We start from the raw sequence: 26,448 nt of genomic DNA on the forward strand, positions 1-26,448 counted from the left end.
TGAGTTCAACGCTTATTGTCCCATAGTTACAGTCGAAAGCCGACATCCGATCCGATAGCTGAAAGCTAATACCTAAACCTTATACCTACAGCTTGGTCGGTACCGACCGACAGCTGATATCAAAACACGCAATCGGTTGCGTTTGCAAAGGATTTGCATTTCATCTAAAAAGTTTCTACACTTGATCGATACAATCAATCTTTCTGATAAGAATCGCTAGTTCAATTATATTAACCAATACTAAGCAGGGTATTTACTAGATATTGATTATCTAATACATAGGTGCTTTATGATGAATGAACCCAATTACATGGACCAACCGAATCGTTTGTCAGTTGAAGACTTATTCAAAAAGTATTATCTGCGTTTGTTTGAATTCGCGTATAAGCTTTCGGGCAATGAGGAGGAAGCGGAAGATTTGGTGCAGGACGCTTTCGTTGTCTTCTGTGAACAGACAAATGGTACGCTTTGGAGCGAACATGCCATTAAATCATATTTGTATACAACCATTAAACATGATGCGTTCAATCGATTTAGACACCATAAGGTGGTCGAAAAATATCAAAAACAGCATCCGGACCAATTATTAGAAGATTTTCAGATCGATAACTTTTTAATTCATGCAGAAGTTCTCGGGGAATTAATGGCCGCCTTAGATAAGCTTCCGGGAGGCTGTGCCATGATATGCAGGATGGGATACTTGGAAGGACTAAAGAACCCGCAAATTGCTGAGCTTTTAGGTATAAGTATCCATACTGTAAAAAGTCAAAAACAGCGAGCCCTTCATCTACTCAAAGAGCAATTGAAGCCCGAGCTTTTTACGGTGTTTCTTGTCACCTTGTTAAAATAAGCTTGCAGTACCACGAGTATTCAATCGCATTTACTTCGTAATAACGCTTAGATAAAAGAACGATTATTTTATTCAACTTTTCTTGATAAAAGTTGAGCAAACCGAAGAACGTAGGGAGCTCATGAACTCCCTACGGTCGGTTTTGGTTACTTTTTGCGGATCTTGGAAAAGCTTGAGCTCCTTTAAAAGAATTAATTAGCGAAAAAACCACGAAGTAGCATGAGTGCCTTTTAAAACAAACGATAACGAATAAAAGTGACTAAAATAATCGTTTGATTTTATTAGGCAGTTGCTTTTCCTGAGCAACCTGTATTTTCTTCATAATTTTTTTCATTTTCTTCCATACTTTTTTTATCCGAAGGTGCTTTAGCAGTATATAACGAAGAGGTATGTACGACGACCCACTGGAAAAGGCTCGATTGATAGTCGGGTACATTCAAGGTACACTTTCTGAGCAGGAGGAGTCTCAATTTTTAGATTTACTGGAGCGAGACAAAAACCTGCAAGATCTGTTGGAAATGTATAAGGACACACCAACGATAGCAAGTCGTATAAAGACTTTAAAAGAAAGGGATACCGAAAAGGCTTGGAATCGCTTTAAAGAAAAAGCAAATAAGGGATCCAGGCGCCGAATAAATTCCTTTTGGATAAGTATCGCTGCGGGCATCGCTTTATTCTTAACCTTTACGCTCAAGCACTTTAATCACCGAGACAATAAGGTAATTCCTGACAGTTCCCATCGCTATGCGAATGATGTGTTACCTGGTGAAAGTAAGGCGAAATTAGTGCTTTCCGACGGTAGTGCCATTCACCTTGGCAGCAAATCGGTGGCACTTAATGAACATGATGGGACGAATATGCAGGGAACTAAAGAAGAACTGATCTATCGAGGAGAAAAGGCAAGCGCGGCCCGGTTAATCTATAATACACTTTTTGTTCCTCCCGGGGGTAACTACCGTCTTACCTTAGCTGACGGAACAAAGGTTTGGCTTAATGCCGCATCAAAACTTGTTTTTCCGGTCAGTTTTGCTAATAATGAAAGGCTCGTTACCTTGGAAGGTGAGGCCTATTTTGAAGTGGCAAGGGACAAAAAGCGCCCTTTTAAAGTCACAATGAATGATACAAAAATTACTGTTTTAGGGACAAGCTTTAACGCACGATCCTATGAAAAGGAAAGCATGACAACCCTCGTTAGTGGCGCGGTAAAAGTTCATTACGGCAGCAGCCTATATGATCTAAAACCGGGGCAATGTGCCGTCGCTGATGGTAATGATCTTAACATAGGAACTGCTGATATTGAAAAAGCTCTTGCGTGGAAAGAAGGACACTTTTTATTCAATGAAGATGCCATCAAACCTATTTTAGAGGAAGTTGCTCGCTGGTATGACCTCGAACTATCATACAAAGGAAAACTTCCCGATATCCATATTGGTGGCAGTATCAGTCGAAAAGAGAGGTTAAGCGAAGTACTCGAAATGCTGAAAGAAGTAAGCGGATTGAATTTTAATGTGAACGGACGAAAGCTCCAAATTATAGCAAATCCTAGTTGAAATGAACTTGAAATCAAAACCAACCTAATAATTAGTAAAAACGTCAAACGAATACCGGAAGTGGGCCAACACTCCCGGTAAAAGTTAAGGCACTCGTATTATGATTGAAGGATATAATAACCAAACCCTAACTATACGAAAGTATGAAATATCCAGGTAGTATAAGCACTACAAATGTGAATAAATTAGACCGAATATTCCATATGGACGTAGCAGCAAAACAGATATGAATCGTTTATCTCGAGAGAAAGCGTCGGGAAGGAAGACGCTTTACTTACAAATTGTAAGGATTATGAAATTAACATGGCTGATGGTCTTTGTCTTTTCGTGGGGTGTCTATGCAGCAGGGAAGGCGCAACAGGTCAGCATATCGCTAGAGAATGCGCCACTGAAAGAGGTATTGCAAGCATTGAAAAGACAGACACACTATCGTTTCCTTTACAACGAGGAACAGCTGAAGGCGGCAGGTACTGTTTCCTTAAAGCTACATAACGTGCCGGTGGAGGAAGTTTTGCAAAAGGCTTTAAATAGCAAAAAATTGCAATATAAGAGACATAACACCACCATCACGATTGCTCCTGTTTCAGCTCTAAGCTCAAGCCGCGAAATGATGCAGCAACAGGACCTGGATATACGCGGTACGGTCCGAGATTCGGTAGCGGCATTGACGGGTGTTTCGGTATTTGTGAAGGGCAGGGCATCTAACGGTACCACGACTAATGCGAATGGGCAGTATCAGTTAAAAGTGCCTGAGGGTGCTACCCTAGTCTTCCGATTTATCGGTTATGCCGAAAAGGAGGTTCCCGTAACAAACGCCGGAACTATTGATGTTGTTTTGAGCAATATCGAATCGCGACTAGATGAAGTGGTAGTTGTTGGTTATGGTACACAAAAGAAAGGAGATTTGACGGGCTCAATCGCTTCGCTAAGTGCCGATGACTTAACAAAAGGAGGCGCGATCAGTAATGTCGCGCAGGCTATTCAGGGACGTGCATCCGGTGTAGTAGTCACACAAAACTCAAAAGCCCCAGGTGGAAGTATGTCTATTCGCATACGTGGCTCCAACTCAGTAAGTAGCAGTAATGAACCGCTTTATGTCATTGACGGTTTCCCCAGCAATAATGGGGTCAACATTAATCCAGACGACATTGCGTCTATGGAAATTTTAAAAGATGCATCCGCTACGGCTATTTATGGCTCACGGGGTGCTAACGGTGTGGTGATGATTACCACAAAACGGGGTAAAGCCGGGCAAAGCAATGTCGCTTACAACGGATATATCGGAACGCAAAAGGCAATCAATCCTTATCATTTGCTGGACGGTAAATCCTATATGTTGCTTGCTAATGAGTTGTATAAAGAAATCAACGGACAGGAAGGAATTGAGAATGGTGTTTATACGCAATCGCAATTGAATTCAACCATCAACACAGATTGGGTGAAAGAAGCTACTCGAACCGCTACCGTACAAAATCATAATCTACAATTTACTGGTGGGAGTGAGAAGACGAAGGTATTAAGCAGTGTGGGTTACTTCGATCAAAAGGGGATTCTAAAAACTACCGACTTCAAACGTGTATCCGGAAGAGTCAACATCGATCAAACTATTAATGATTATGTACGTGCAGGTGCTTCCATCTTTGGTCAAAGAGAAAATTCCAACTACCAAATATATGATGGAAATATCTTGAATTCCAATGTGCTCTACAGTGTGCTGACTTATGATCCCACCGTTCCGGTATATGATGCGAATGGTGCCTTTGGCCGTCCTCCCGGAGGAAGAGGAGACAACCCACTTGCAAATTTAATGGCTCGTCAGAACGATGTACAAAAGGATAAGCTTAATGGGAATGTTTATTTGGAGATAAAACCATTTGAAGGCCTAACTGCACGGTTTGACGCGGGCACCGAAATTCTGCATGATCAATTGGGTACTTACTTGTCGCAAGACTCTTATCAAGGTAGTATCGATAAGGGAGTAGCCTCCCAGTCGGATTATAACCTGACCCACAATTTAGCGGACATGTTTATTACCTACGATAAAGGTTTCGGTAAGCATCACCTAAATGTAATGGGCGGTTACTCTTATGAAAAATTTACAAATAGTAATAAGGGAATCAATGTGTATGGATTCTCAACAGACTTGTATGGTTATAACAACCTGGGTGCGGCATCTACCATTTCGGGAGTCAATTCTTATAAATCGGAAAATATGCTGATTTCATTTTTTGGTCGGGCAAATTATTCTTTTGATGACAAATACCTGTTTACTTTCACCGTAAGGCACGATGGTTCTTCGCGCTTTGGCTCCGACAACAAATGGGGCACCTTTCCTTCCGGATCTTTCGCTTGGAAGTTGATCAACGAATCTTTTATGCGAAACCAACAATTGTTCTCCGATCTTAAGTTGCGTCTGGGTTATGGTAAAACCGGGAATGAACGGATTGGGAATTATGCTTCTTATGGATTAATGAGTAATGCCAATTATACCTTTGATGGAATCAATAATACCAGTGGTACCTATTTAAATAGCTCATCACCTGCTAATACAAGACTTAAATGGGAGACGACCAGCCAGTACGATGCCGGAATAGACTTCGCTTTGTTGAATGATCGTATTGCCGTTACTATGGACGCTTACTATAAAAAGACAAGCGACCTCTTGATTAAATTGAATTTACCTCTGTACTCCGGATATTCCTCTGGTCAAAGTAATGTTGGTTCTGTTTCCAATAAGGGATTTGAGTTCGCTATCGCTACAAAAAATTTAACCGGAGCTTTCACCTGGGACACGAAATTGAATTTTGCCATGAACCGCAATAAAGTGCTTGATCTTGGTGGCGATAACGATATCTTTATTACTTCTTCCAAGCCAATGGGAACCGTTTCTGAAGAGGCTTATGCCATTATTCGCGAAGGAGAGCCGCTCGGTTCGCTTTTTGGATACAAATATATTGGCGTTATTCAGCAGGGAGAAGCCTACGCACCGCAACCTAATTCGAAAGCCGGCGATCCGAAATTTGCCGATGTCAATGGAGATGGTATTATTACCGCTGCGGATAGAACAATCATCGGATCTGCTTATCCAAAGCTTACCTATGGAATCACCAATACCTTTGCTTACAAAAATTTCGACTTATCTGTTTTCATTTATGGGAATTTGGGTAACGACCTGCTAAATATGACGCGCATGAATTTGGAATGGAATCGTTCTACAGATGCTTTGAATCGCTGGACACCCGAAAATACAAACACCGACTTGCCTCGAAATGGATTCTATTATACAGAATATGGGGGTTATGTGAATGATCATTTTGTGGAAGACGCCTCCTTTTTGCGGTTAAAAAATTTAACATTAGGCTACACGGTACCCTTTAAAACCAAAGCGATGCAATCATTACGCATATATGTAATGGCTGAAAATCTGTTTACAATCAGTGGTTATTCAGGCTGGGATCCAGAGGTCGACACGAAAGGCTATGAAAATGATGCACTGATTAAATATAGTTCCAATGCGCAAACGGCTAACGCGGGTGCTGGTTTGGACTTTAACTCTTATCCTAGCATGCGTGCCTTTACTTTTGGTGTTAATGTTAACTTTTAAAGAAAAAAAAAATGAACTTCATAAAATTAAGCCACCGTTTTTTATGCCTCGCAACAATATGGGCTACGATTAGTGCTTGTACAAAATTGGAACCTGAGCTATACAGCGATTTGACTACCGAAAATGCGTATTCTTCGGAGAGTGATATAAATGCGGCATTAACTGGTACTTATGCGAGTCTAGGGCCTTACCCGGGTGATGCCTATCTTTACTACGCGGGCTATTTGGTGATGATTACCGATTACGCAACTGATATGGGGTTCTCTACTGCGGCTGGTAATCCGACCCATTTGAGCAATTTTTCTTACGACGAAAACAATCGCTATTTTAAGAATAACTGGCAAAATATGTATCAGGTTATAGCGAATGCCAATCTGTTGATCGATAATATTACCGCTGTATCAGGGATGAGCGATGAAAATAAAAACCTTGTGATAGGACAAGCTCGTTTTCTAAGGGCATTGGCCTATAATGACCTAACGGATGCTTGGGGGCCGGTACCTTTGATCACTTCCACAAAAAATCCAGCGGAAAGTTATAATACACCTTTATCTGCCGTTGAACAGGTAGATTCTTTAATTCATGCGGACTGCCTTTTCGCAGCGGAGGTGCTCCCGGAAAGCTGGACGAGTGAGCTAGGCTTAGCACGCGCAACTAAAGGTGCAGCGCTAACACTTTTAGGTAAAAACTATATGCGCGCCCATAACTATGAGCAGGCAAAATTATACATCGATCAAGTGCTTGCGCTACGTGATAAGGGCGTTTATACCTTAAATCCCGATTTTAAAAACGAATGGTCCGAATCAAACAAAATGGATAAAGGTATGATATTCGGTATTTTACATGAATCATCACTCAATGGTGGTGAAATTGCCAACCATTTCGGTCCTACTGATCACCAAGAGGTGACTGACCGTTGGCAGTATTACGGGGTTTCTTTACAATTCTGGCGTAAGTTTGATGACCGCGACCCACGAAAGCAGTTCTTCTACTATAATTATGAAGGAAAAGCGGCAAGAGACGGGTCTACTACACACGGGTTTTACTATACGATTCCAAACCCTGGACAAACCACCGCGCCCAATGATACCACAAAATTATTGCAGAACGTAGCGACTAAGAAGTACTCTTATGAAATGGTGAACAGTTCGTACTTGGACGGACGAACCATCCAGGTATTTCGTATAGCCGATGTAATCTTGTGCAAAGCTGAAATCGAGAATGCATTATCAGGCCCATCAGCGGGTCTACCCTACATCAATGAAATCAGAAAAAGAGCAGGGGCTCCACTTTTAGGCGAAAGTGCCGATTTTCCAGCTCCTGCAACGAAGGAGGAGTTTGTTAATGCACTGGTTGACGAGCGTGGTTTCGAGCTCGTTTTTGAGTACAAGCGTAAAGCAGATTTGGTGCGATTAGGTAAATATGAAGAAGTATGCAATGCTTATCTAAAAGCCCGTGGCATGACGCCGAAGGTTACCGAAAAGCTTCGCTATTTTCCATATCCCTTAGATGAAGCGAACCTGCATCCTGAAATGGCAGCAGCCAACGCACAACGTTTACCCTAGCACTTTTTTAGTATGCGTATACTCAAAATTGTTATCGGAGCCCTTGTAATAGCCGTCTTGTATGCCTGCTACTATTTTTATAGTCAATATGTTCAGCTAGTTAACATTCAGTTGTCTTCGCCGGATAACTCTGCCATCAAGGAGGATATTCATGTAAAATTGAATAGACCAGCGGCGGCCTATGTAGAATATTGGAGCGCGAATGGCGAGCACTATTATACCCCCGTAAAAGGCGAGAAAAAAGACCATATCTTCAATCTCTTGATGTTGGATGCCGATACCGACTATCACTACCGTATTGTGCTCGATCGGTTGATTCCGGTAAAATCGAAAGTCATGCGTTTTAAAACGCGAAAGCAATCGCCTTGGATGGTGCATGACTGGATTAAAGAGGAACATCCCCATGATCCTCGGGCAATGGGCGATGGGTTAACGATGCTTTGCTATCGGGAGTTTCCGGGATACATTGCCATGGTTGATGGAAAGGGAGCAATCAAGTGGTACTGGCAAGACGAAAAGATGGGGGTACGGATCGCTTCGCTTACTCCCCGTGGTACTATATTGGCGCTCTTAGCGCCGGTAGGGAAGGACGAATTCTATAAGCCGGAACCTAACAAAGCTTTTGTAAAAAGTGGTATGGGATACAGCTTACGGACTGGTAAAATGGGTTATATGGGCGGAACGGAGCTCGCTGAAATTGATCTCACCGGGCGGGTGCGTTGGCGATTGAATGTAGATAAGCTTGGATTAATTGTGCACCACGATTTACGTATGGATAAGGCCAATCACATTGTGGCGGTTGTTCGGGATTATATCTTGCCGGAAAAACAGACGGGAAAATCTATCGATACCTTATGGGGTGATGGTATCGTCGTAATGGATACGACCGGGAAGGTATTAAAAAAATGGTCGACATGGGATCATTGGGATTTGGCAAAAGATAGACGGTTAGACAGCTTAAAACATGATCGATTTCATATTAATACCATCTCTTTCGACAAAGACAGCAATTACCTGGTGTCGTCTCCTATCGAGAATCAAGTATGGAAAATCAACGCTCAAACAGGAAAAACCATGTGGCGATTGGGACAGGGCGGGGACTTTCAATTAGATGCTTCCGACTTTTTCTATTTTCAACACGCGCCGCATATCAATAAAGACGGTGATTTAATGCTCTTCGATAACGGCGATTTTTCTCCTCGGGACTCTTCTACCGCAAATAAGAAATCCAGAGCTTTATCTTTTTCCCTGGATGAGAAAAGGAAAACAGCATCAAAAAAATTGGATGTTCCGCTGCCTGGCAAACAATACACAGCAAGAATGGGAAGTGCTTATTTACTGCCTAACGGGAACGTGCTGCAAACCAGTTCAAAGACAGGGAGCGTTTTAATATCCGATAAACAAGGGAAAGTGCTATGGGAGTTGAATACCTATTTTATACCTTATCGCGCGGAGTATGTGCCGGCCAAATTTTGGCAGGATTATGTAAAAATGAAGCCGGATTAAAAAAGCCTAAAATGGATACTAAAACAATACGACTGACAATTACTGTTTGCTTATTAATCAGTGGTTTAATAGCTTGGGGCCAGCATCCCTATCCACCGGAGAAAGCTAAATGGAACGCTGATTCATTGGGTAATCAACGAGCGGTACTGCGGGTTGACGGAGGGGATAAACTCGTGAAAGCCTCCATAGCATGGAGAAACCGACAGGTGAAGGCAAATCAAGGCCTGATAATCGTTGATAGCACAAACAACCAACTGGTGAAACCTATAGTTTATGGCCCGATGTCTGAGGAGGGAGGCGACTTTGCTTTTGAAGCGACATCAGGTTCGGGGATTTACTATGTCTATTATTTACCTTATCAGCTAGGTGGTAGAAGCCGATATTATCCCGACGCGATATATCTCAGCCAGCCTCCTGACGATCAGGCATGGGCAAAGATCAAAACCAATAATGAAGCGAAATTTCTTCGATTCGAATCAGTAGATGAATTTAATCGGAACGATCCCATGGAACTCATCGCTACGAAAGCGGAAATCCAAGCTTACTTGAAAAAATACACAAATGAAAACTATTTTATCTTTCCCGAACTGTACACGCATCCGATTAAGATGCGATCACATGTGCCGAAGAAGTGGATGGAGACGAACCCGGTGGCGGCTCTAAAGGGCGAAACGGAGCGAGGATGCTATTACGCTTTTCAGCTAGGTATATGGTCGGCAAAAACCGATTTGAAAAACGTAACGGTCCGGTTTTCATCCTTAGAAAGCGAAATGGGAACAACATTGCCGGCAGAAGCATTTGATTGCATCAATACAGAAGGAACGAGTTATAAAGGGAAGCCCTTCTCTGCTACAGTTAACGTTCCCTTGTCAAAAGTTCAGGCGCTCTGGTGTGGGGTTCACATTCCTGAAGATATTAAACCCGGGACTTATCAAGGCTTTGTATACGTTCGTCCTGCCAACGCACCGGAGAAAAGGGTAGCCCTCAGCCTTAAGGTTGGGCCGACCGTGGCTCGTAACAAAGGGATAGATGAACCCTGGAAAATGACACGACTGCCTTGGCTGAACTCCACTTTAGCACAGGAAAACACGGTGATAAAGCCCTATATCCCCCTTGTGGTATCGGGTGACACTGCTATCTCCCTTTTAGGAAGGAAGCTTATTCTCGATCGAACCGGGTTCCCGAAACAATTGATAAGCTATTTTACACCGGAGATGACGAGTGTCGGTAAAACCTCGACAAGCTTGTTAACCGAGCCCATTCATTTTCATGTGAAACGTAAGGTAGACGGCAAAGATATAGTATTCAAGACTCAGGGACTTTCTTTTAAAGAAAAGCAGGCTGGAATTGTAAGCTGGGAAAGCCATCACGTTTCGAACGAACTGCGAATGGAGGTACAAGGTTCCTTAGAGTTTGATGGTTTTGTCAGTTATACAGTCGGGCTTATTGCAAGGAAAAATATAACCTTGCAGGACATTGCAATGCACATACCTTATAAACCGGAAATGGCTTCCTATATGATGGGACTTGGGATGAAAGGCGGATATAGACCGGAACAGGTTGTTTGGAAGTGGGATGTCGCTAAAAAGAACCAAGATGGCGCCTGGATTGGTAATGTAAACGCGGGGATGCAGTTTTCGCTACGGGATGAGAACTATACAAGGCCGCTGAATACAAATTTTTATTTGCAAAAGCCTCTATTACTCCCAAAGTCGTGGGGTAATAACGACAAGGGAGGTATTGATATAAGTATGAAGGGACCTTCCGTGTTAGTGAATAACTATAGCGGAGAGCGAACTATGCGTGCCGGCGATACGCTTTACTATAATTTTACCTTATTACTTACACCTTTTCATCCACTCAATACGGAGGCGCAATGGAATGAACGTTATTTCCATGCTTATAAACCGGTTGATACGGTGAAGCAAAGTGGGGCGAATGTGATCAATATTCATCATGGCAATGCCTTGAACCCCTACATTAACTATCCCTTTATTGCCACGAAAGCAATGAAGGCTTATATTGATTCGGCTCATCGCGTAGGACTTAAAGTGAAAATTTACAATACGGTGCGAGAAGTGTCCAATCGGATGTATGAGCTTTACCCCTTCCGTAGTTTGGGACACGAAGTGTTTTCTCCTGGCCCGGGGAAAGGCTACTCCTGGCTACAAGAGCATTTACATGACGATTATATTGCGGCTTGGTTTGTACCTTTTTATAAAGATGCGGCTATTATTAATAGTGGTATGAATCGTTGGCATAACTATTATGTGGAGGGGATGAATTGGTTGGTTGATCGGATCGGTATAGATGGTATTTACTTGGATGATGTGGCTTTCGATCGCGTAACCATGAAGCGCATTAAGCGGGTTATGACTAAAAATGGCCATCCCGGTTTAATTGATCTGCATTCAGCGAATCAGTATAACGAGCGTGATGGCTTTAACAATAGTGCGAATCTCTATCTTGAACATTTTCCCTATATCAATAGGCTTTGGTTCGGCGAGTATTTTGATTATGAAAATAACAAGCCGGATTTTTTTCTAACAGAAGTGAGTGGCATTCCTTTCGGGTTAATGGGGGAGATGTTGCAAGATGGGGGCAATCCCTGGCGCGGTATGATTTATGGCATGACTAATCGGTTACCCTATCAAAAAAGTGGCCCGCAGGCACTTTGGAAAGCTTGGGATGATTTTGGAATTAAGGGGTCTCGAATGATTGGTTACTGGGTTGAAACTAATCCGGTAAAAACGAGTAGTCCGCAAGTTTTAGCTACCGTTTACAAAAAGGAGAAAAAGGCAATGATTGCCTTAGCCAGTTGGGAAAATAAAAACGTTCTGGTTGACTTGGTGATTAATTGGGAAAGTTTAGGGATTGATCCTGCCAAGGCATTAATTCGGGCACCTCAGATTGATGGTTTTCAACCGATGCGAATTTTCAAGATAGGCGACAAAATCCCGGTCAATCAGAATCAAGGTTGGCTGTTGATCATCGAATAATGAATCTATTATTGACGAACTCATGAAGCGTATCTATATCGTATTATTCGGTTTGCTTCCATTGCTAACAAGAGCACAAGGAGAAGCAAGCATAAGAGAACTCAAAAAGATTTACATAACCTACCCTTTTTCGGACCCTGACCCTATTCCTTCTGAAAAGATCTATCCATATTTCCGATTTGACGGTTTTACTGATCAAGCTGTATCCAAAGAATGGAAGGTGGTAGAGCTGGAAAATGAGTTTCTGAAAATACAGATTATGCCGGAGATAGGAGGAAAAATTTGGACTGCCTATGATAAAAAGAACAAGCGGGATTTCCTGTATAATAATGGCGTTGTAAAATTTCGGGACATTGCCATGCGTGGCCCTTGGACAAGCGGGGGAATTGAAGCCAATTACGGAATTATCGGACATACACCCAACACCTCTACCCCCGTAGACTACCTTACGCGGGAGAATAAAGATGGTAGTGTCAGCTGCTTTATCAGCACCTTGGATTTGTTAACGAGAACGAGATGGACTATTGAAATAAAATTGGAAAAGGACAAGGCTTATTTCTCCACGCGATCTTTTTGGACAAATTCAACACCGCTGGAGCAAGCTTATTACACGTGGATGAATTTGGGGATACCGGCGGGTACGGACCTACAGTTTCTCTACCCGGGATCACACTATATTGGGCACGATGGGGAAAGTCATCCTTGGCCTATTGATACAGCCGGTAGGGACCTGTCATTTTACAAAGAAAACGATTTCGGGGGTTCTAAGTCGTATCACGTGTTAGGCGTCCATAGCAATTATTTTAGTGCCTACTGGAAAAATAGCGATTATGGCATGATTCATTATGCTAATCGAGAAGAAAAATTAGGAAAGAAAATTTTTCTGTGGGCGCAATCGGGGGAGGGTAAAATGTGGGAGCAGCTATTAACAGACAAGAGTGGGCAATATGTTGAGATTCAAAGTGGACGTCTCTTCAATCAAAATATGTTTAAAAGTAGCTTTACACCTTTTAAACAATTAGGATTTGCTCCTTATCAGACTGACCAGTGGCTAGAATACTGGTACCCTTATCAAGGAATAGGAAAACCGTCCACCAGTCGTCCTTTAGCTACGCTGAATATAAGTAGTAAAAATAATAGTATACGACTGCGACTGCTGGCAAATAGTCCAATTCGTGATAGTTTGATTGTATACAATGAAGCGGATGAAACGATCACTTCTTGCTTTGTTGAGCTGAACACCGGAGAAACGCTCGAGCGGGATATCCCCTCTCCCTCTTTAACCTCTGTCGCGAAAGTAAAGTTGCAAGGAGAAATATTTGATTTGGCGGAGCAGGAAAAGCAAAATGTACTCAACAGACCATCGAGAAAACCGGTTGCGTTGGATAGCAGTTCAGCTTATGGATTATACTTGCAGGGAAGGGACTTAATGCGTTTTAGAAGCTATCGTGAGGCTTTCCCAAAGATTAGGGAATCTTTAATGCGTGAACCCTTCTTGTTATCCGCGTTGGTTGAAATGGCAAAGTTAAAAATTTTCCATCTCGAGTATGACTCCGCCTATATATACGCACAGAAGGCATTAAGTGTGGATACTTATCATGGAGAAGCCAATTATTATTATGGCTTAGCCGCAGCGCATTTGGACAAAGTGTACGATGCGCTAGATGCTTTCGAAGTGGCCTCGCTTGATCCAGCATGGAAAAATGCAGCTTATACGCAGCTCAGTGCGCTATATATAAGAAGGAAAGAATTTTCAAAATCCTTGGAATACGCGGGAAAAGCATTGAAGTGCAATCAAGATAATGTGTTTGCGCTTCAACTGCAATATATAGGCGCAAGATTATGCCAACGAAAGGCATTGTGCGATACGGTAAAGCGACGGTTAGCTGACTTAGATCCCCTCAATCACTTTTTGCGTTTCGAACAATATTTTGCCGAAAGGTCAGATACCACTCGCGAGGCTTTTGTGTCTTTAATACGTAATGAACTGCCCGTAGAGACTTATTTGGAGCTCGCTATATGGTATGCTAATCTCCAATTAAAAGAAGAGGCATGCGAAGTGCTGGAGTTAGCTCCGAAAAATGCAGAAATATTATACTGGCTGGCCTGGTTGAATAGGAACAATCCTACAGAAAGTGAGGCCTGGTTGAAGCAAGTAGGTCAAGCTGATTTAATGCGTAACTTTCCCTTTAGGGAAGAAAGTGCAGCTATATTTGATTGGGTAATAAAAGAACATCCTTCTTGGCAAGGGTTCTATTTGATGGCTTTGCTCCAACAATTTAGAAATAATCCTTCGGTAGCGCGGCGTTTAGTCCAGGAGGTAAATGAGCCGGTTGATTTTGCGCCCTTTTATGTTTTAAAGGCGCTGCTTTCCGACTCCACGCAGTCTAGTGATGTCTTGGTTAACATAAGAAAAGCAATTGAAATTGACAAAAACGAATGGCGTTATGGACAATTAATGGCAAAGTATTTACTGGCGGATCGACAGTATATCGCCTCGGAAAAAGTGTTGCGAAACTATTATGAAAAAAATCCCGAAAACTATGTCATAGGTTTAGATTATGTACGTGCGCTTTTATTGAACAAAAGACTGAAAGAGGCCGAAAAAGTCTTGCAAGAAATTCGCATTTTGCCTTTTGAAGGAGCTACCGATGGGCGGAAGTTATATGAGCAAACTAAACTATTACTGGCATTAGAAGCATTCAATAATAGGAAATTTGATCTAACACTGAAAAAGGTACAGGAGGCTAAGTTATGGCCTGTTAATTTAGGTGCCGGTGAACCTTACTTAGAGGAGAAAGACGAACGTATGGCGGATTGGATCGCTGCAGAGGTTTACAGGAAAATGCAAAAACCAGATTCCTGTAGACGTATCTTGGAAATGATGGCGGCGAGCAAGGGTGTGCTGTCATATCCCGTCTCATTGTTACAGGTTGCTGCCCTTGTAAAATTGGGAAGAAAAACAGAAGCGGCTCGGTTGATGCAGTTGTGGACCGCAAAAAGAAAGCGTGAAAAGCTGGAAGCAATTGATGAAAAATTAGTGAAAAATGCGTTAGGAGGAGAAGCTAATGTGTTATTGCTTATCAACCTCATCTTCAATAAAAGCGATGAGCGACTGTTTTAAAGGTGATTGATTGGTTCAACTTGTTACATAAGCTAACATGTTTATTCTACGCAATCGATTGCGTTTATTTGGTATTTTGAAAAGCGCTAATCGAATTTTAATATTGTCTATATTATCGTACTAACCAATAAATATCATATAAACTGAAGGGAGATAACCCGTTCCTTTGAAGCAATGTTTTTAATATGGAAGTGAGAAAATTCTTATTAAGTTGATAGGAACTTAAACCAGATTAAACATACCCGTGTTAGGTTTGCCAACTAATTTGATACAATGGATACTCGAATAATAGCGATACGCGCAGGGAATCAAAAAGCTTTTCGGTTGTTTTATGACGACTTAAAGCATCCTATATATAATTACGCTTTCCGTTTCTTTCGATCTGCTATACTTGCTGAAGAAATCGTGCAAGAAGTATTCATGCAAATATGGAAACACCGGGCCACACTCGATCCAACACAAAGTGCAAAAGCGTATACCTATCGCATTGCGAGAAACTTGATCTATAATAAATTGAAGGAAATCGTACGCCATGAAGAGTACATCAACCATGTTTTTTATAGTCATGCAGCAAGTCACGAGGCGGTAGAAGACTCTTTGGACTATAAGGAGCTTCAACAACTATATGAGGAAGCGATTAGTAAATTACCGCCGCAGCGCCAACTAATTTTTCGAATGAGTCGTATTGAATTTCTTTCTCACGAAGAAATAGCGGATCAACTGGCTATATCTAAAAATACGGTAAAAGATCAGATCGTGAAAGCGCTTAAGTTTATTAAACAATATATGCTAGCCCATACGGAGCTCACAATGGGGTTTATTGGTGCCTTGTTTCTGATGAATACATGATTTCTAAAATAAACTAAAAAAATTTCACCTTGAATCGTCCTTCTCCTTCACTTCTTTGTATGAGATGATAAAAGAAGTATATGAGCAACCAGCAGGTCAAGAGTCTCTATTTAAAATTTATGAAAGGCGAGTGTACACCCGCTGAGATAGAGTTGTTGATAGAACTTTTGCAATCGGTTGATGATGTGGAAGGTCTGCCAAGCTTAGAAGAGGTGGAACAGACGCTACCACAACAGGAATCAATAGCAGATGCGTCCAGTGACCGTATTTTTAATGCGATCGTCGGACAGGACACGCTAGTTACTGATGTTGAAAGAACAAAAAAGCGTCAAACGAATTGGTTGATCGCTGCAGCAATCATTTCGCTCCTTATTTTAGCCAATTTTGTATTCTATCTTTCAAAACCTAGTAAAATCATATACCAAACAGATTTTGCAAAAAAAGAGAAGTACCAATTACCGGATGGTACCAAACTATTGCTCAACGCTAATACAACTATTGAAATTAATGAGACCTTTTTGACCGATAAGGAACGTGAGGTGTGGATCTCGGGAGAAGCTTATTTTGACGTTGCTCAAAATAAAAATAAGCCCTTTGTTGTGCATACAAATACCGGGATGGATGTTTATGTATTGGGAACAACTTTCAATTTAAAGGCAAGATCAACCGAAACACATGTCGTACTCAATAGGGGGAGTGTAAAGGTATTCCCCGAGGCACAGCAGGATAAAGCTCAACTATTAGTGCCAGGTGAGATCGCGCATTTTCATGCAGAGGAAGCAAGAGTGGTCAAAAGTGTCACGGATACGATGTATTTTTCTGCCTGGCAATATAATCTTCAATCTTTCAAGAATGAGCAGTTGAGAAATGTCGCTGCCAGTATGCAGGATATTTATGGTTACCGTATTGATTTTACCGAAGAGACCTTAAAAAACATGCATTTTACGGGGGCCTTACCTACCAACGATATTAATAAGGCAATAAAGACGTTGGCAGCTGCACTTGATTGTACAATCAATAAAGAAAACGACAAAATAATAATATCAACCAAAAGATTAATTAACTAAAACGGAGAGGTATGAAACAATTTTTACTAGGCATAAAAATGCCTACAGTGCTCCTTATTGCCCTGATTTTTGGAAAATTATCCATGGCAAATACTGAAGAGCAACGGATTCCCTTTCGGGATTTATTAAGCTCTTTAGAGCAAAAATTTAATGTACGGTTCAATTACAGCGCCGATTTAATAGGTCCGACGATGGTTGAACGCCCGGATATGAGTAAAGTAAAGAAAGCCAATCTAATTACATTTCTAGAGAATCTGGCGGCAGGTAAAGTCAATATTGAAAAAATTGACGAAATGTTATATGTGGTAAAGCCGGTAAAAATTGAAAATAAAGAGAACACTGAACATACAGTGATCAGCAATCATCATATGAAAACAGTTCAAAAAGAGGTTGCCGGCACGGTAAAGGATGCGACGGACGATTCCTTGCTTCCAGGGGTTAGTGTGCTTGTGAAAGGGAAGGACAGGGGGACGATAACGGATGCTTCCGGAAGGTTTGTATTGAGGGATGTTCCGGATGATGCTATTATTGTCTTTTCTTATATGGGCTATCAAACCATAGAAGAACCAATTGGAAAGCGACAGCTCATCCATGTTAGTTTACGTCGAAGTGAAAGTCGACTAGAAGAGGTGGTGGTAACAGCATTAGGAATAAAAAGAGAAGAGAAGTCGTTGGGCTATGCGGTACAGAAAGTATCAGGTGAGGCGCTACAAACTGTGAAGGGCGTCGATGTAGGAACTTCTTTAAGTGGCAAGGTTTCAGGGCTAGTAGTAAAAAATTCAACCGAATTCAATGCACGTCCAACGATTGAGCTCCGTGGCGAAACGCCAATTATCGTAATTGACGGGGTGCCTTATGGGAATATGACCTTACGCGATATCCCCACCGATGATATTGCCGATATGAATATCTTAAAAGGAGCAACAGCCTCTGCTTTATATGGTTCCAGGGGAGGAAGCGGTGCGATTATTATTACTACCAAAAAAGGTAAGGCTAAAGGATTCTCCATCGATGTAAACAGCAATACGATGACTCAAATGGGATTTCTAGCCATTCCGAAAGTGCAAACTTCTTACGGTCATGGTATCAACGGTGCTATTGCGGACGACTATGTGTGGGGACCGAAGTTGGATATAGGGCAAACTGCTGAACAATGGAATCCATTGACGAAACAATACGAGGATATGCCTTTAGTATCCAGCGGAAAAGATAATCTAAAAAACTTTCTGGAAAGAGGTATTATTACTAATAATAACGTAAGTATTACGCAAACCGGAGAGCATGGTTTTTTCAGAACCAGTTTGAATCATATTCTCAATAAAGGACAATACCCTAACACCAAGTTGAATATTATCAACTTTACAAACAGCGGTGAAATGAAGTTGGGAGATAAAGTTACCATCGGTGCACAAACGGGCTATACGCGGCAAAACGCCCCACAAATATGGGGTACTGGTTATGGAAACCAGGGCTATCTCTATCAGATCCTGATGTGGACCGGCCCCGACTATGATATCCGTCAATATCGAGATTATTGGATTACCCCTCATCAGCAACAGAACTGGCTTTACGATGCCTGGTATGATAATCCTTATCTCATTGCTTATGAAAAGTTAAACGGTATCACACAGAATAAACTGTATGCCAGTTTTAATGCCAATTATCAGGTCAACAAAAATCTGAACATTTTATTTCGTACCGGTTATGATTTCTATAGCAATCAAGAGACAATCCGGAATCCGATTGGTATCAATTCAACAAGAAGTAATTTTTATGTCGGAAGTAATTACATCTCATTCAATTCACTTGGGACTTATGGTATCAACAAAGATTGGGGCTTTAGCACCAATAACGATTTTATCGTAACGTATAATAACAGTTGGGGTAAATTTGGCTTTAATGCGCTTGGGGGTGGGACAATCTATTACTATAATGACCGTAGTTTAGATGCAGCCACACAGAACGGGTTAAGCGTCCCTGGATGGTATTCGCTAGCCGCATCTGTGGATAAAGCGCTGGTGGCCGAGACTGAATATCGAAGACAAATCAACAGTGTCTTTGGTAAGGCCAGCTTCTCTTGGGATGATGCCGTTTTTATTGACGTAACCGGGCGTAATGACTGGAGTTCCACGCAATCAAAAAATCAGCGATCCTATTTCTATCCGTCCATAGCAGCAAGCTTTATTCTTTCTGAATACCTGAAATTGCCACAGGCATTTGATATGATTAAATTAAGAGGATCTTGGGCAGTGGATAAGTCGCCATTAGATGTTTATGCGAATAACCGTACATATACGGTTACACCAGGCGCTTGGGACAACCAAAACACGGCCGGCTATCCAAGTAATTTATTGGGAAAAAGCTTGCTGGCAAATGCGCATCGAACGTATGAATTTGGGGGAAACATTGCGTTGCTTCAGAAGAGAATCGGATTAGATATTACTTATTTTAATAAATATTACTATAACCAACAGGAGGAAGTTACCATTTCTTCTGCTTCGGGGTTTACCAAAACACTGATCAATACCGATGAAACGTATGAGCGAAGGGGCCTCGAAATTACTTTGAGCGGAACACCGATTAGAAATAGCAATTTTGAATGGAATACCGCAATCAACTGGTCAAATAACCACCAATACTATGTGAACCTAGATCCGGTTTATTCCTCCGATGATTTGTGGACCAAAAAAGGCGCAAGAAAAGATGTTTATCTTAAAAACAAATGGGAACGCGACCCGGAAGGAAATATTATCCACGTAAATGGTATTCCGAAAAAAAGTGATTATCAGAGCAAAATGGGGTATGGCGATCCGGATTTCATGTTCGGCTTTATCAATAATTTCCGCTTGGGAAATTTTAATCTAGGTATTACCATCGATGGACGTATTGGTGGCCTTATGTATAACTATATCTGGGATAAAATGTTTGATACAGGAGCGAACCCTGAGACAGATAACCAGTATCGCTACGATGCGGTCGTGAATGGTTTATCAAATTATGTGGGGCAGGGGGTGAAAGTAGTTTCAGGCGAGGCTACCTACGATAAGTATGGACGAATTACCAGCGATACCCGCGTCTATACTGCAAATGATGTACAGGTGAATTATCAGGACTATGCACAGTCGTTAAGTGGAGGCGATAAAGAACACGGTGTACAAAATCAGTCTTTTGTAAAACTCCGCGAAATATCGTTAGGATACAACTTCCCTGCTAAACTTTTAGCTAAGACTCGTATTAAGAGTGCTTCGGTCTCATTGACCGGTCAAAATGTGCTGTTATTCACTAAGTTTAAATTTTCAGACCCTGACGTCTTTACAGAGAATCTAAATTCTCCCTCACAACGAATGTTGGGCTTGAATATACGTCTTGGTTTCTAATATATACTCGTTGTACCATAAAAGTCGATTGCAATGAAAACAACTATGATAAAATATATGGGTTTGGTAGGAATATTGGCTACCTTCTTATTTTCCTGCTCCAAGTTTGAAGAAATTAATACCAATCCTAACGCTACTGATCAAGTAACGGCCGGTATGCTAGCCAGCAATATGATCCTCGATATTACCCGATCGGATATCAGTACACAAAAATCTTTTATGCAGCCGTTTATGTTGGCTAAGTATGTGACTTGGCAGGAAGGGCAGGAGTCTTTTCAATATAACCGAATTACCCGGGGAAGCTTTGGCCGACTCAGCCTATTGCGCAATATTGAACCCATGATCGCTTATGCTCAAACTCCGGAACTGAAAAATTCATATACCGCCCTCGGACATTTTATCCGAGCTTGGCAGTCCTTTATTTTAACCATGCAAATGGGCGATATACCCTTTTCTGAGGCGACTAAAGGCGAAACGGAAGGAATTATAAAACCGAAATATGATACGCAAAAAGAAGTGTTTCTAGGTATTCTTAATGAGTTGGATGAAGCACATAAGCTTTTTGGACAGGGGGTCGACTTTGAAGGAGATCCGATCTACCAAGGGAGTAAGGACCAATGGCAGCGTCTGGTTAATAGCTTTGAATTATACGTACTGCTAAACTTATATAAGAAAACGGATGACCCCGACTTGTCGGTAATTTCACGTTTTCAGGATATTGTCAATTCCAGGCCATTGATGCGCAATTATAATGATAACTTCGCTTTAACTTATTTGGATAAGGATGGTCAAAAATATCCTTGGGTGAATATCAATAGCTCCAATCCGTTTACAATATACCCCATGCTTACAGCTAATTTATTGGAACCATTGAAGGCGATGCAGGATAGGCGCTTGTTTTACTATGCAAAGCCATCATCGGTTAAGCTTGCTGCAGGACTTGAGGTTTCGGATTGGGGTGCATACCCCTCTGTTGAAGCATCTGCTTCTTTCAATAGCTTACAAGGAATACGGGCTTCCAAGGATTTTACCGATTTGAATGATCGATACGCCGATCTATTTAATGCGGAACCCGTAGGACAGTTTACTTATTGGGATTTACAATTTATTCTCGCTGAAGCAAGTTTACGGGGTTGGGTTAGTAACTCGGCCGTGAATTATTACAATGAGGGTATTACAGCCTCCATGCAATTCTTGGCTAGTCACACGCCCGACAATGAGAAGTACCACCATAATATGCAGATTACAGACGGCTATATTCAGACCTACCTAAATGCTAACCCGTTAAAGGGAGCAATGGAGCAGCAGCTGGAACAAATCATCACCCAAAAATATGTAGCAGGCTTTCTTCAAGATTGTGATTATTTTGCCTGGTTCGAAAATCGCAGAACAGGGTACCCTACTTTTATTTTGAACCCCGCAACTAATCTAAATGATCCGACTACTTCCTTTCCTAAAAGATGGCTATATCCTGCTGACGAACTAAATTACAACGGAGAAAATGTTGCTGCCGCCATTCAAAGGCAATTTGGAGGCAATGATAACGTCAATCAAGAAATGTGGGTGCTGAAATAAATATGGAACGGTGTAAAAAGGACCAGCTCCAATACATATCTTATAGAGCGCATTATTATATTGTTACGTGCTGATTTTGATGTTTTTATCCTATATTTAACCATCCGGTATTTAGACGGGTTTCGTATAGGGCCACCAAAATCAGGCTCGTGGATGGAATGAAATTGTAATAAAGAAGGCCGTCTAAATAGTTTTTTAGCGCAAATGGTGATGCAATTATTAAGGAATACTTTTTAGACGGTCCTAAACCAATAATAACTGAAGGAATAAGCCGTGGGGTCGCATTTTTTACATTGAAGCCAAAATTGGATGACTAATACATTAAAAAAAACACTTACACCTTTCTCTCTATGGGCTTTGGGAGTTGGCTATGTTATTTCAGGTATGTATTTCGGCTGGAATTTAGGTTTGGAAAAAGGCGGCACCCTAGGAATGGCCCTGGCCACGCTGATCGTGATGTTGATGTATATCGCTTTTACTTTTAGTTATAGCGAACTTGCCTGTGCCATTCCAAAAGCCGGTGGCGTTTTTGATTATGCAGGAGCTGCGTTGGGAAAGGATATTGCTTTTCTTGCTGGTATCGCACAAACGGTTGAATTTGTGTTTGCACCGCCAGCCATTGCCTTTGCTATCGGTGCCTATTTTAATGCCTTCTTTCCGGAAGCTCCTATTCTACAAACAGCTATTATTGCCTACGTACTTTTTACTACACTAAATATCATAGGGATTAAAGCCGCTGCCACTTTTGAATTAGTCATTACTATTCTTGCTGTCAGTGAGTTATTGATCTTCGTTGGAATTGCTGCACCTCATTTCAATGCAGCCGGTTTTGTACAAAATCCCTTACCGCATAACTGGTCGGGCGCCTTTGCTGCCATCCCTTTTGCTATCTGGTTTTTTCTCGGTATCGAGGGAATTGCAAATGTAGCCGAAGAAACTAAAAATCCGCAACGGGATATTAAAAAGGGTTTCGGTTGGGCAATCTTGACGCTTGTGATGCTTTGTGTGCTCGTATTCGTTTCCTCTGTAGGCGTGGCAGGTTGGGAAGCTATTGTTTTTAGGAATGGTGTAAATGGGGAAACTTCTGATTCGCCATTGCCTCTTGCACTATCGCACATTACAGGAGATAACCATATTTTATATCATTTACTGATAACGGTAGGCCTATTCGGATTGGTAGCCTCTTTTCACGGATTAATCTTGGCCGCAGGGCGATCGACCTATGAAATGGGAAAAGCAAACAATTTTCCTCCTTTTCTTGGTAAAATTTCAAGCAAATACCGAACACCAAGCTATGCATTGATCTTAAACATGATACTGGGAATATTGGCGCTCCTTTCCGGAAAAACAGCAGAAATCATTACCCTCTCCGTTTTTGGGGCATTAACCCTATATGTTGTGTCAATGATAGCGCTTATCAAGTTAAGGCGTGTTCAACCCGAATTGTACCGCCCCTTTAGAGTCCCCTTGTATCCGATTTTTCCCCTCATAGTTTTAGTCATTGGTGGTATTTCCTTGCTTGCCATGTTTGTGTACAATGTGAAAATAGGATTGGTGTACTTGCTCATTATGTTATTATCTTATGCACTATTTAAAGTATTCAAAAAATGACGACACAAGAAATAGAAGAATATGTTAAACAGCATCCCGGCGGTCGGGTCAAAATTGCCGCATCGGATATCGATGGTATTCTCCGAGGGAAGTACATTTCAGTAGATAAATTTCTTGCGGTCTTAAAGGGTGAGCTTGGTTTTTGTGATGTAGTATTTGGTTGGGATGCGCATGATGTCGCTTATGATAACAGCAAATTTACCGGTTGGCATTCGGGGTATCCTGATATGCCGTTAAAGCTCGATTTGAATACTTTTAGAAAGGTGCCATGGGAAGCGAATGTGCCCTTTTTCCTGGGCGACTTTTTTGACGAGCGGGGAACGGGGGCGGTCGTTTGCCCGCGGCAATTGCTGAAGCGGATTATTAATGAATGCATGCAATTGGGATACAAGCCTTTTTTTTCGCAGGAGTTCGAATGGTTTAATTTTGAAGAGACACCGCGAAGTTTAGAGCAGAAAGCCTTTCAAAACCCAATACCGCTAACACCGGGAATGTTCGGCTATTCTATTTTAAGAAGCTCGTTAAAAAATGATTTTTTTCATGATCTTTTTGAATCGCTAACTAAGTTTGGTGTACCCTTGGAAGGCTTGCATACGGAGACAGGTCCAGGAGTTTATGAGGCAGCAATCACCTATGCAAATGCGTTGGAAGCGGCTGATCGAGCTATATTGTTCAAAACGGCAGTAAAAGAAATTGCTTATCGACATGGTATCATTGCTTCTTTTATGGCTAAATGGAAAGCGGATTTGCCTGGCTGTAGTGGCCATGTACATCAAAGTCTGTGGGATGAAGATGGACAGGAAAATTTGTTTTACGACAAAACAGAAGTAAACAAAATGAGCGAATTGATGAAGCAATATGTTGCGGGACAATTGTTCTGTCTGCCCCATATGCTGCCATTGTTAGCGCCGACCATTAATAGTTATAAACGCTTGGTAGAAGGAGCTTGGGCGCCTACAACGCTAACTTGGGGGTTGGATAATAGGACAGTAGCACTCCGAATCCTAGCGTCAGGGAAGAAAGCAACGCGAATTGAAACGCGGGTTGTCGGCTCTGATACCAATCCTTATTTGGCTATTGCAGCTTGCCTGGCGGCAGGACTGTATGGTATAAAACATCGTTTGTCTCTTAAGCAGCCTGCTACCGTTGGAAATGGATACAAAGATAAATCCCATGGTTGCTTGCCCTCGAATCTTTGGGAAGCAACGCAACAGATGAAGCAGTCCCCAATTGCTAAGGAGCTTTTTGGCGCTGATTTCGTGGAACACTTTTGCGGTACACGTGAATGGGAATGGCAACAGTTTGCCAAAGCAGTAACCGATTGGGAATTAAAAAGATATTTTGAGATTATTTAAGAAAATTAAAAATTAAAAAGCGGTAAAGTTAAACGATGAAAGCTAATAGGTATAAGGTAAAGGAAGAGAGATCCTCACAACTCATATGAATAACTAACAACTAATAACCAGCAACAAACAACGAAAATGATTTACCAATTCAACATTCCCACACCGATCCGTTTTGGCTGTGGGGCTATAAAGGAATTACCGGCTTACTTAATCGAGCAGGGCTTGAAAAGGCCTTTACTCGTGACCGACCCGACCATTGCCCAGCTGGATTTTTTTGCTGAGATCGTGAGGGACCTTAACTTAAAAGGAATTCACCTGGAAGTATTCTCCGATATTCATAAAAACCCGGTGAAATCGGATGTATATAAAGGGACTGATATTTGGGATCAAACCGATCGTGACAGTATTGTTGGTATTGGTGGTGGCGCTGCTTTGGACATCGCTCGCGCAATCGTACTGCGTGTCAATCACCGAGACGATTTGTTTAAATACGATGACTTGGTTGGAGGCGACGTGTATGTGACCAACAGCGTTCCTCACTTTATTACGGTTCCGACCACCGCAGGTACCGGTAGTGAGGTGGGAAGGAGCGCCATTATTGCTGATGACGAGACGCATCAAAAAAAGATCCTGTTCTCGCCTAAATTGATGGCCAAAATCGTTTTTGCAGATCCCTTGTTAACCATGGGTTTGCCACCTCATATTACGGCTGCAACGGGTATGGATGCCCTTACTCATAACATGGAAGCTTTCTTGGCCAAAAATCCGAATCCAATCTGTGATGGTATTGCACTTGAAGGGATGCATTTAATTGCTAAATCACTTGAACAGGCTGTGTTGAGGCCAAATGAACAGGTGCGGAGTAATATGTTAGTAGCGTCCATGATGGGGGCAATTGCTTTTCAAAAGGGTTTAGGCGTGGTGCATTCATTAGCACATCCCTTATCTTCGTTATTGGATACGCACCATGGATTGGCTAATGCGGTCAATATTCCTTACGGAATGGCTTTCAACATAGCCGGCAATGAGGATAAGTTTAAACGTATTGCCCAAGCTTTACAGCTTCGCGAAGAAACAGGAGAAGGGGTAATAAAGTACCTCTTTGAATTAAATGAGCACATCGGGATTCCGAAAAAATTACGGGATATAGGTGTAAAAGAAGAACATATAGAAATACTGGCTGATTTGGCAATAGCGGATTTTGCACACCCGAATAACCCAAAGCCCGTAAGTAGAGAAGATTTTAAACGACTATATCAGCAAGCATTTTAATTTGGTTGAGTAGTTATTGTTAAGTAGTTAAGATGTTGAGTAGGGAAATAGCGCTAGACAAAAGACACCTGCCTGCCGGCAGGCAGGTAGGCATCAAGACATAAGACAATAAAGCTGTCTCGGCATTTGTTGGCCTGCCGGTAAGTTAGTGTC

The 26,448-nt window shown here is 41.8% G+C and carries 14 protein-coding genes; all 14 read left to right on the forward strand.

Going from position 1 to position 26,448, the window contains the following annotated elements:
* Positions 1-289 precede the first annotated feature (289 nt).
* The 14 genes from M1D52_RS03320 (at position 290) to M1D52_RS03385 (ending at position 26,295) form a co-directional block, all read left to right on the forward strand.
* Entirely contained in the window at positions 290-850 is a 561-nt protein-coding gene (locus M1D52_RS03320; protein WP_437394366.1) for an RNA polymerase sigma-70 factor, read from the forward strand.
* A gap of 389 nt (positions 851-1,239) precedes the next feature.
* On the forward strand, positions 1,240-2,400 hold the full coding sequence (locus M1D52_RS03325; protein WP_377611656.1) for a FecR family protein: 1,161 nt from the start codon (positions 1,240-1,242) through the stop codon (positions 2,398-2,400).
* 292 nt (positions 2,401-2,692) lie between these two features.
* Positions 2,693-6,004: a SusC/RagA family TonB-linked outer membrane protein gene (locus tag M1D52_RS03330; protein WP_437394365.1), complete on the forward strand. Its 3,312-nt coding sequence runs from the start codon at positions 2,693-2,695 to the stop codon at positions 6,002-6,004.
* Positions 6,005-6,015: 11 nt separating this feature from the next.
* A complete protein-coding gene (locus M1D52_RS03335; RefSeq protein ID WP_437362107.1) occupies positions 6,016-7,569 on the forward strand; it encodes a RagB/SusD family nutrient uptake outer membrane protein in 1,554 nt (517 codons plus the stop codon).
* Between the two features lie 12 nt (positions 7,570-7,581).
* On the forward strand, positions 7,582-9,075 hold the full coding sequence (locus tag M1D52_RS03340) for an aryl-sulfate sulfotransferase (protein ID WP_130858122.1): 1,494 nt from the start codon (positions 7,582-7,584) through the stop codon (positions 9,073-9,075).
* An 11-nt stretch (positions 9,076-9,086) separates the two neighbouring features.
* On the forward strand, positions 9,087-12,074 hold the full coding sequence (locus M1D52_RS03345) for a glycoside hydrolase domain-containing protein (RefSeq protein ID WP_437362105.1): 2,988 nt from the start codon (positions 9,087-9,089) through the stop codon (positions 12,072-12,074).
* A 22-nt stretch (positions 12,075-12,096) separates the two neighbouring features.
* Complete coding sequence (locus M1D52_RS03350) at positions 12,097-15,198, forward strand: DUF5107 domain-containing protein (RefSeq protein WP_437394364.1); 3,102 nt, start codon at positions 12,097-12,099, stop codon at positions 15,196-15,198.
* A gap of 273 nt (positions 15,199-15,471) precedes the next feature.
* A complete protein-coding gene (locus tag M1D52_RS03355; RefSeq protein WP_437362101.1) occupies positions 15,472-16,047 on the forward strand; it encodes an RNA polymerase sigma-70 factor in 576 nt (191 codons plus the stop codon).
* Between the two features lie 80 nt (positions 16,048-16,127).
* On the forward strand, positions 16,128-17,114 hold the full coding sequence (locus tag M1D52_RS03360; protein WP_437362099.1) for a FecR family protein: 987 nt from the start codon (positions 16,128-16,130) through the stop codon (positions 17,112-17,114).
* Between the two features lie 11 nt (positions 17,115-17,125).
* Positions 17,126-20,491 carry a SusC/RagA family TonB-linked outer membrane protein gene (locus M1D52_RS03365; RefSeq protein WP_437394363.1) on the forward strand — a complete coding sequence of 1,122 codons (3,366 nt, stop codon included), beginning with the start codon at positions 17,126-17,128 and terminating at the stop codon, positions 20,489-20,491.
* A 33-nt stretch (positions 20,492-20,524) separates the two neighbouring features.
* Positions 20,525-22,066 (forward strand): SusD/RagB family nutrient-binding outer membrane lipoprotein, encoded by a 1,542-nt coding sequence (locus M1D52_RS03370; RefSeq protein WP_289554351.1) that lies wholly within the window; start codon positions 20,525-20,527, stop codon positions 22,064-22,066.
* 309 nt (positions 22,067-22,375) lie between these two features.
* Positions 22,376-23,677, forward strand: a complete 1,302-nt coding sequence (gene eat, locus M1D52_RS03375) for an ethanolamine permease (protein WP_437394362.1) — start codon at positions 22,376-22,378, stop codon at positions 23,675-23,677.
* Positions 23,674-25,032: a glutamine synthetase family protein gene (locus M1D52_RS03380; protein ID WP_437394361.1), complete on the forward strand. Its 1,359-nt coding sequence runs from the start codon at positions 23,674-23,676 to the stop codon at positions 25,030-25,032. Before eat ends, M1D52_RS03380 begins: the two co-directional genes overlap by 4 nt.
* A gap of 126 nt (positions 25,033-25,158) precedes the next feature.
* Positions 25,159-26,295 (forward strand): iron-containing alcohol dehydrogenase, encoded by a 1,137-nt coding sequence (locus tag M1D52_RS03385; protein WP_437394360.1) that lies wholly within the window; start codon positions 25,159-25,161, stop codon positions 26,293-26,295.
* Positions 26,296-26,448 lie beyond the last annotated feature (153 nt).

It is taken from the genome of Olivibacter sp. SA151 (assembly GCF_054130995.1).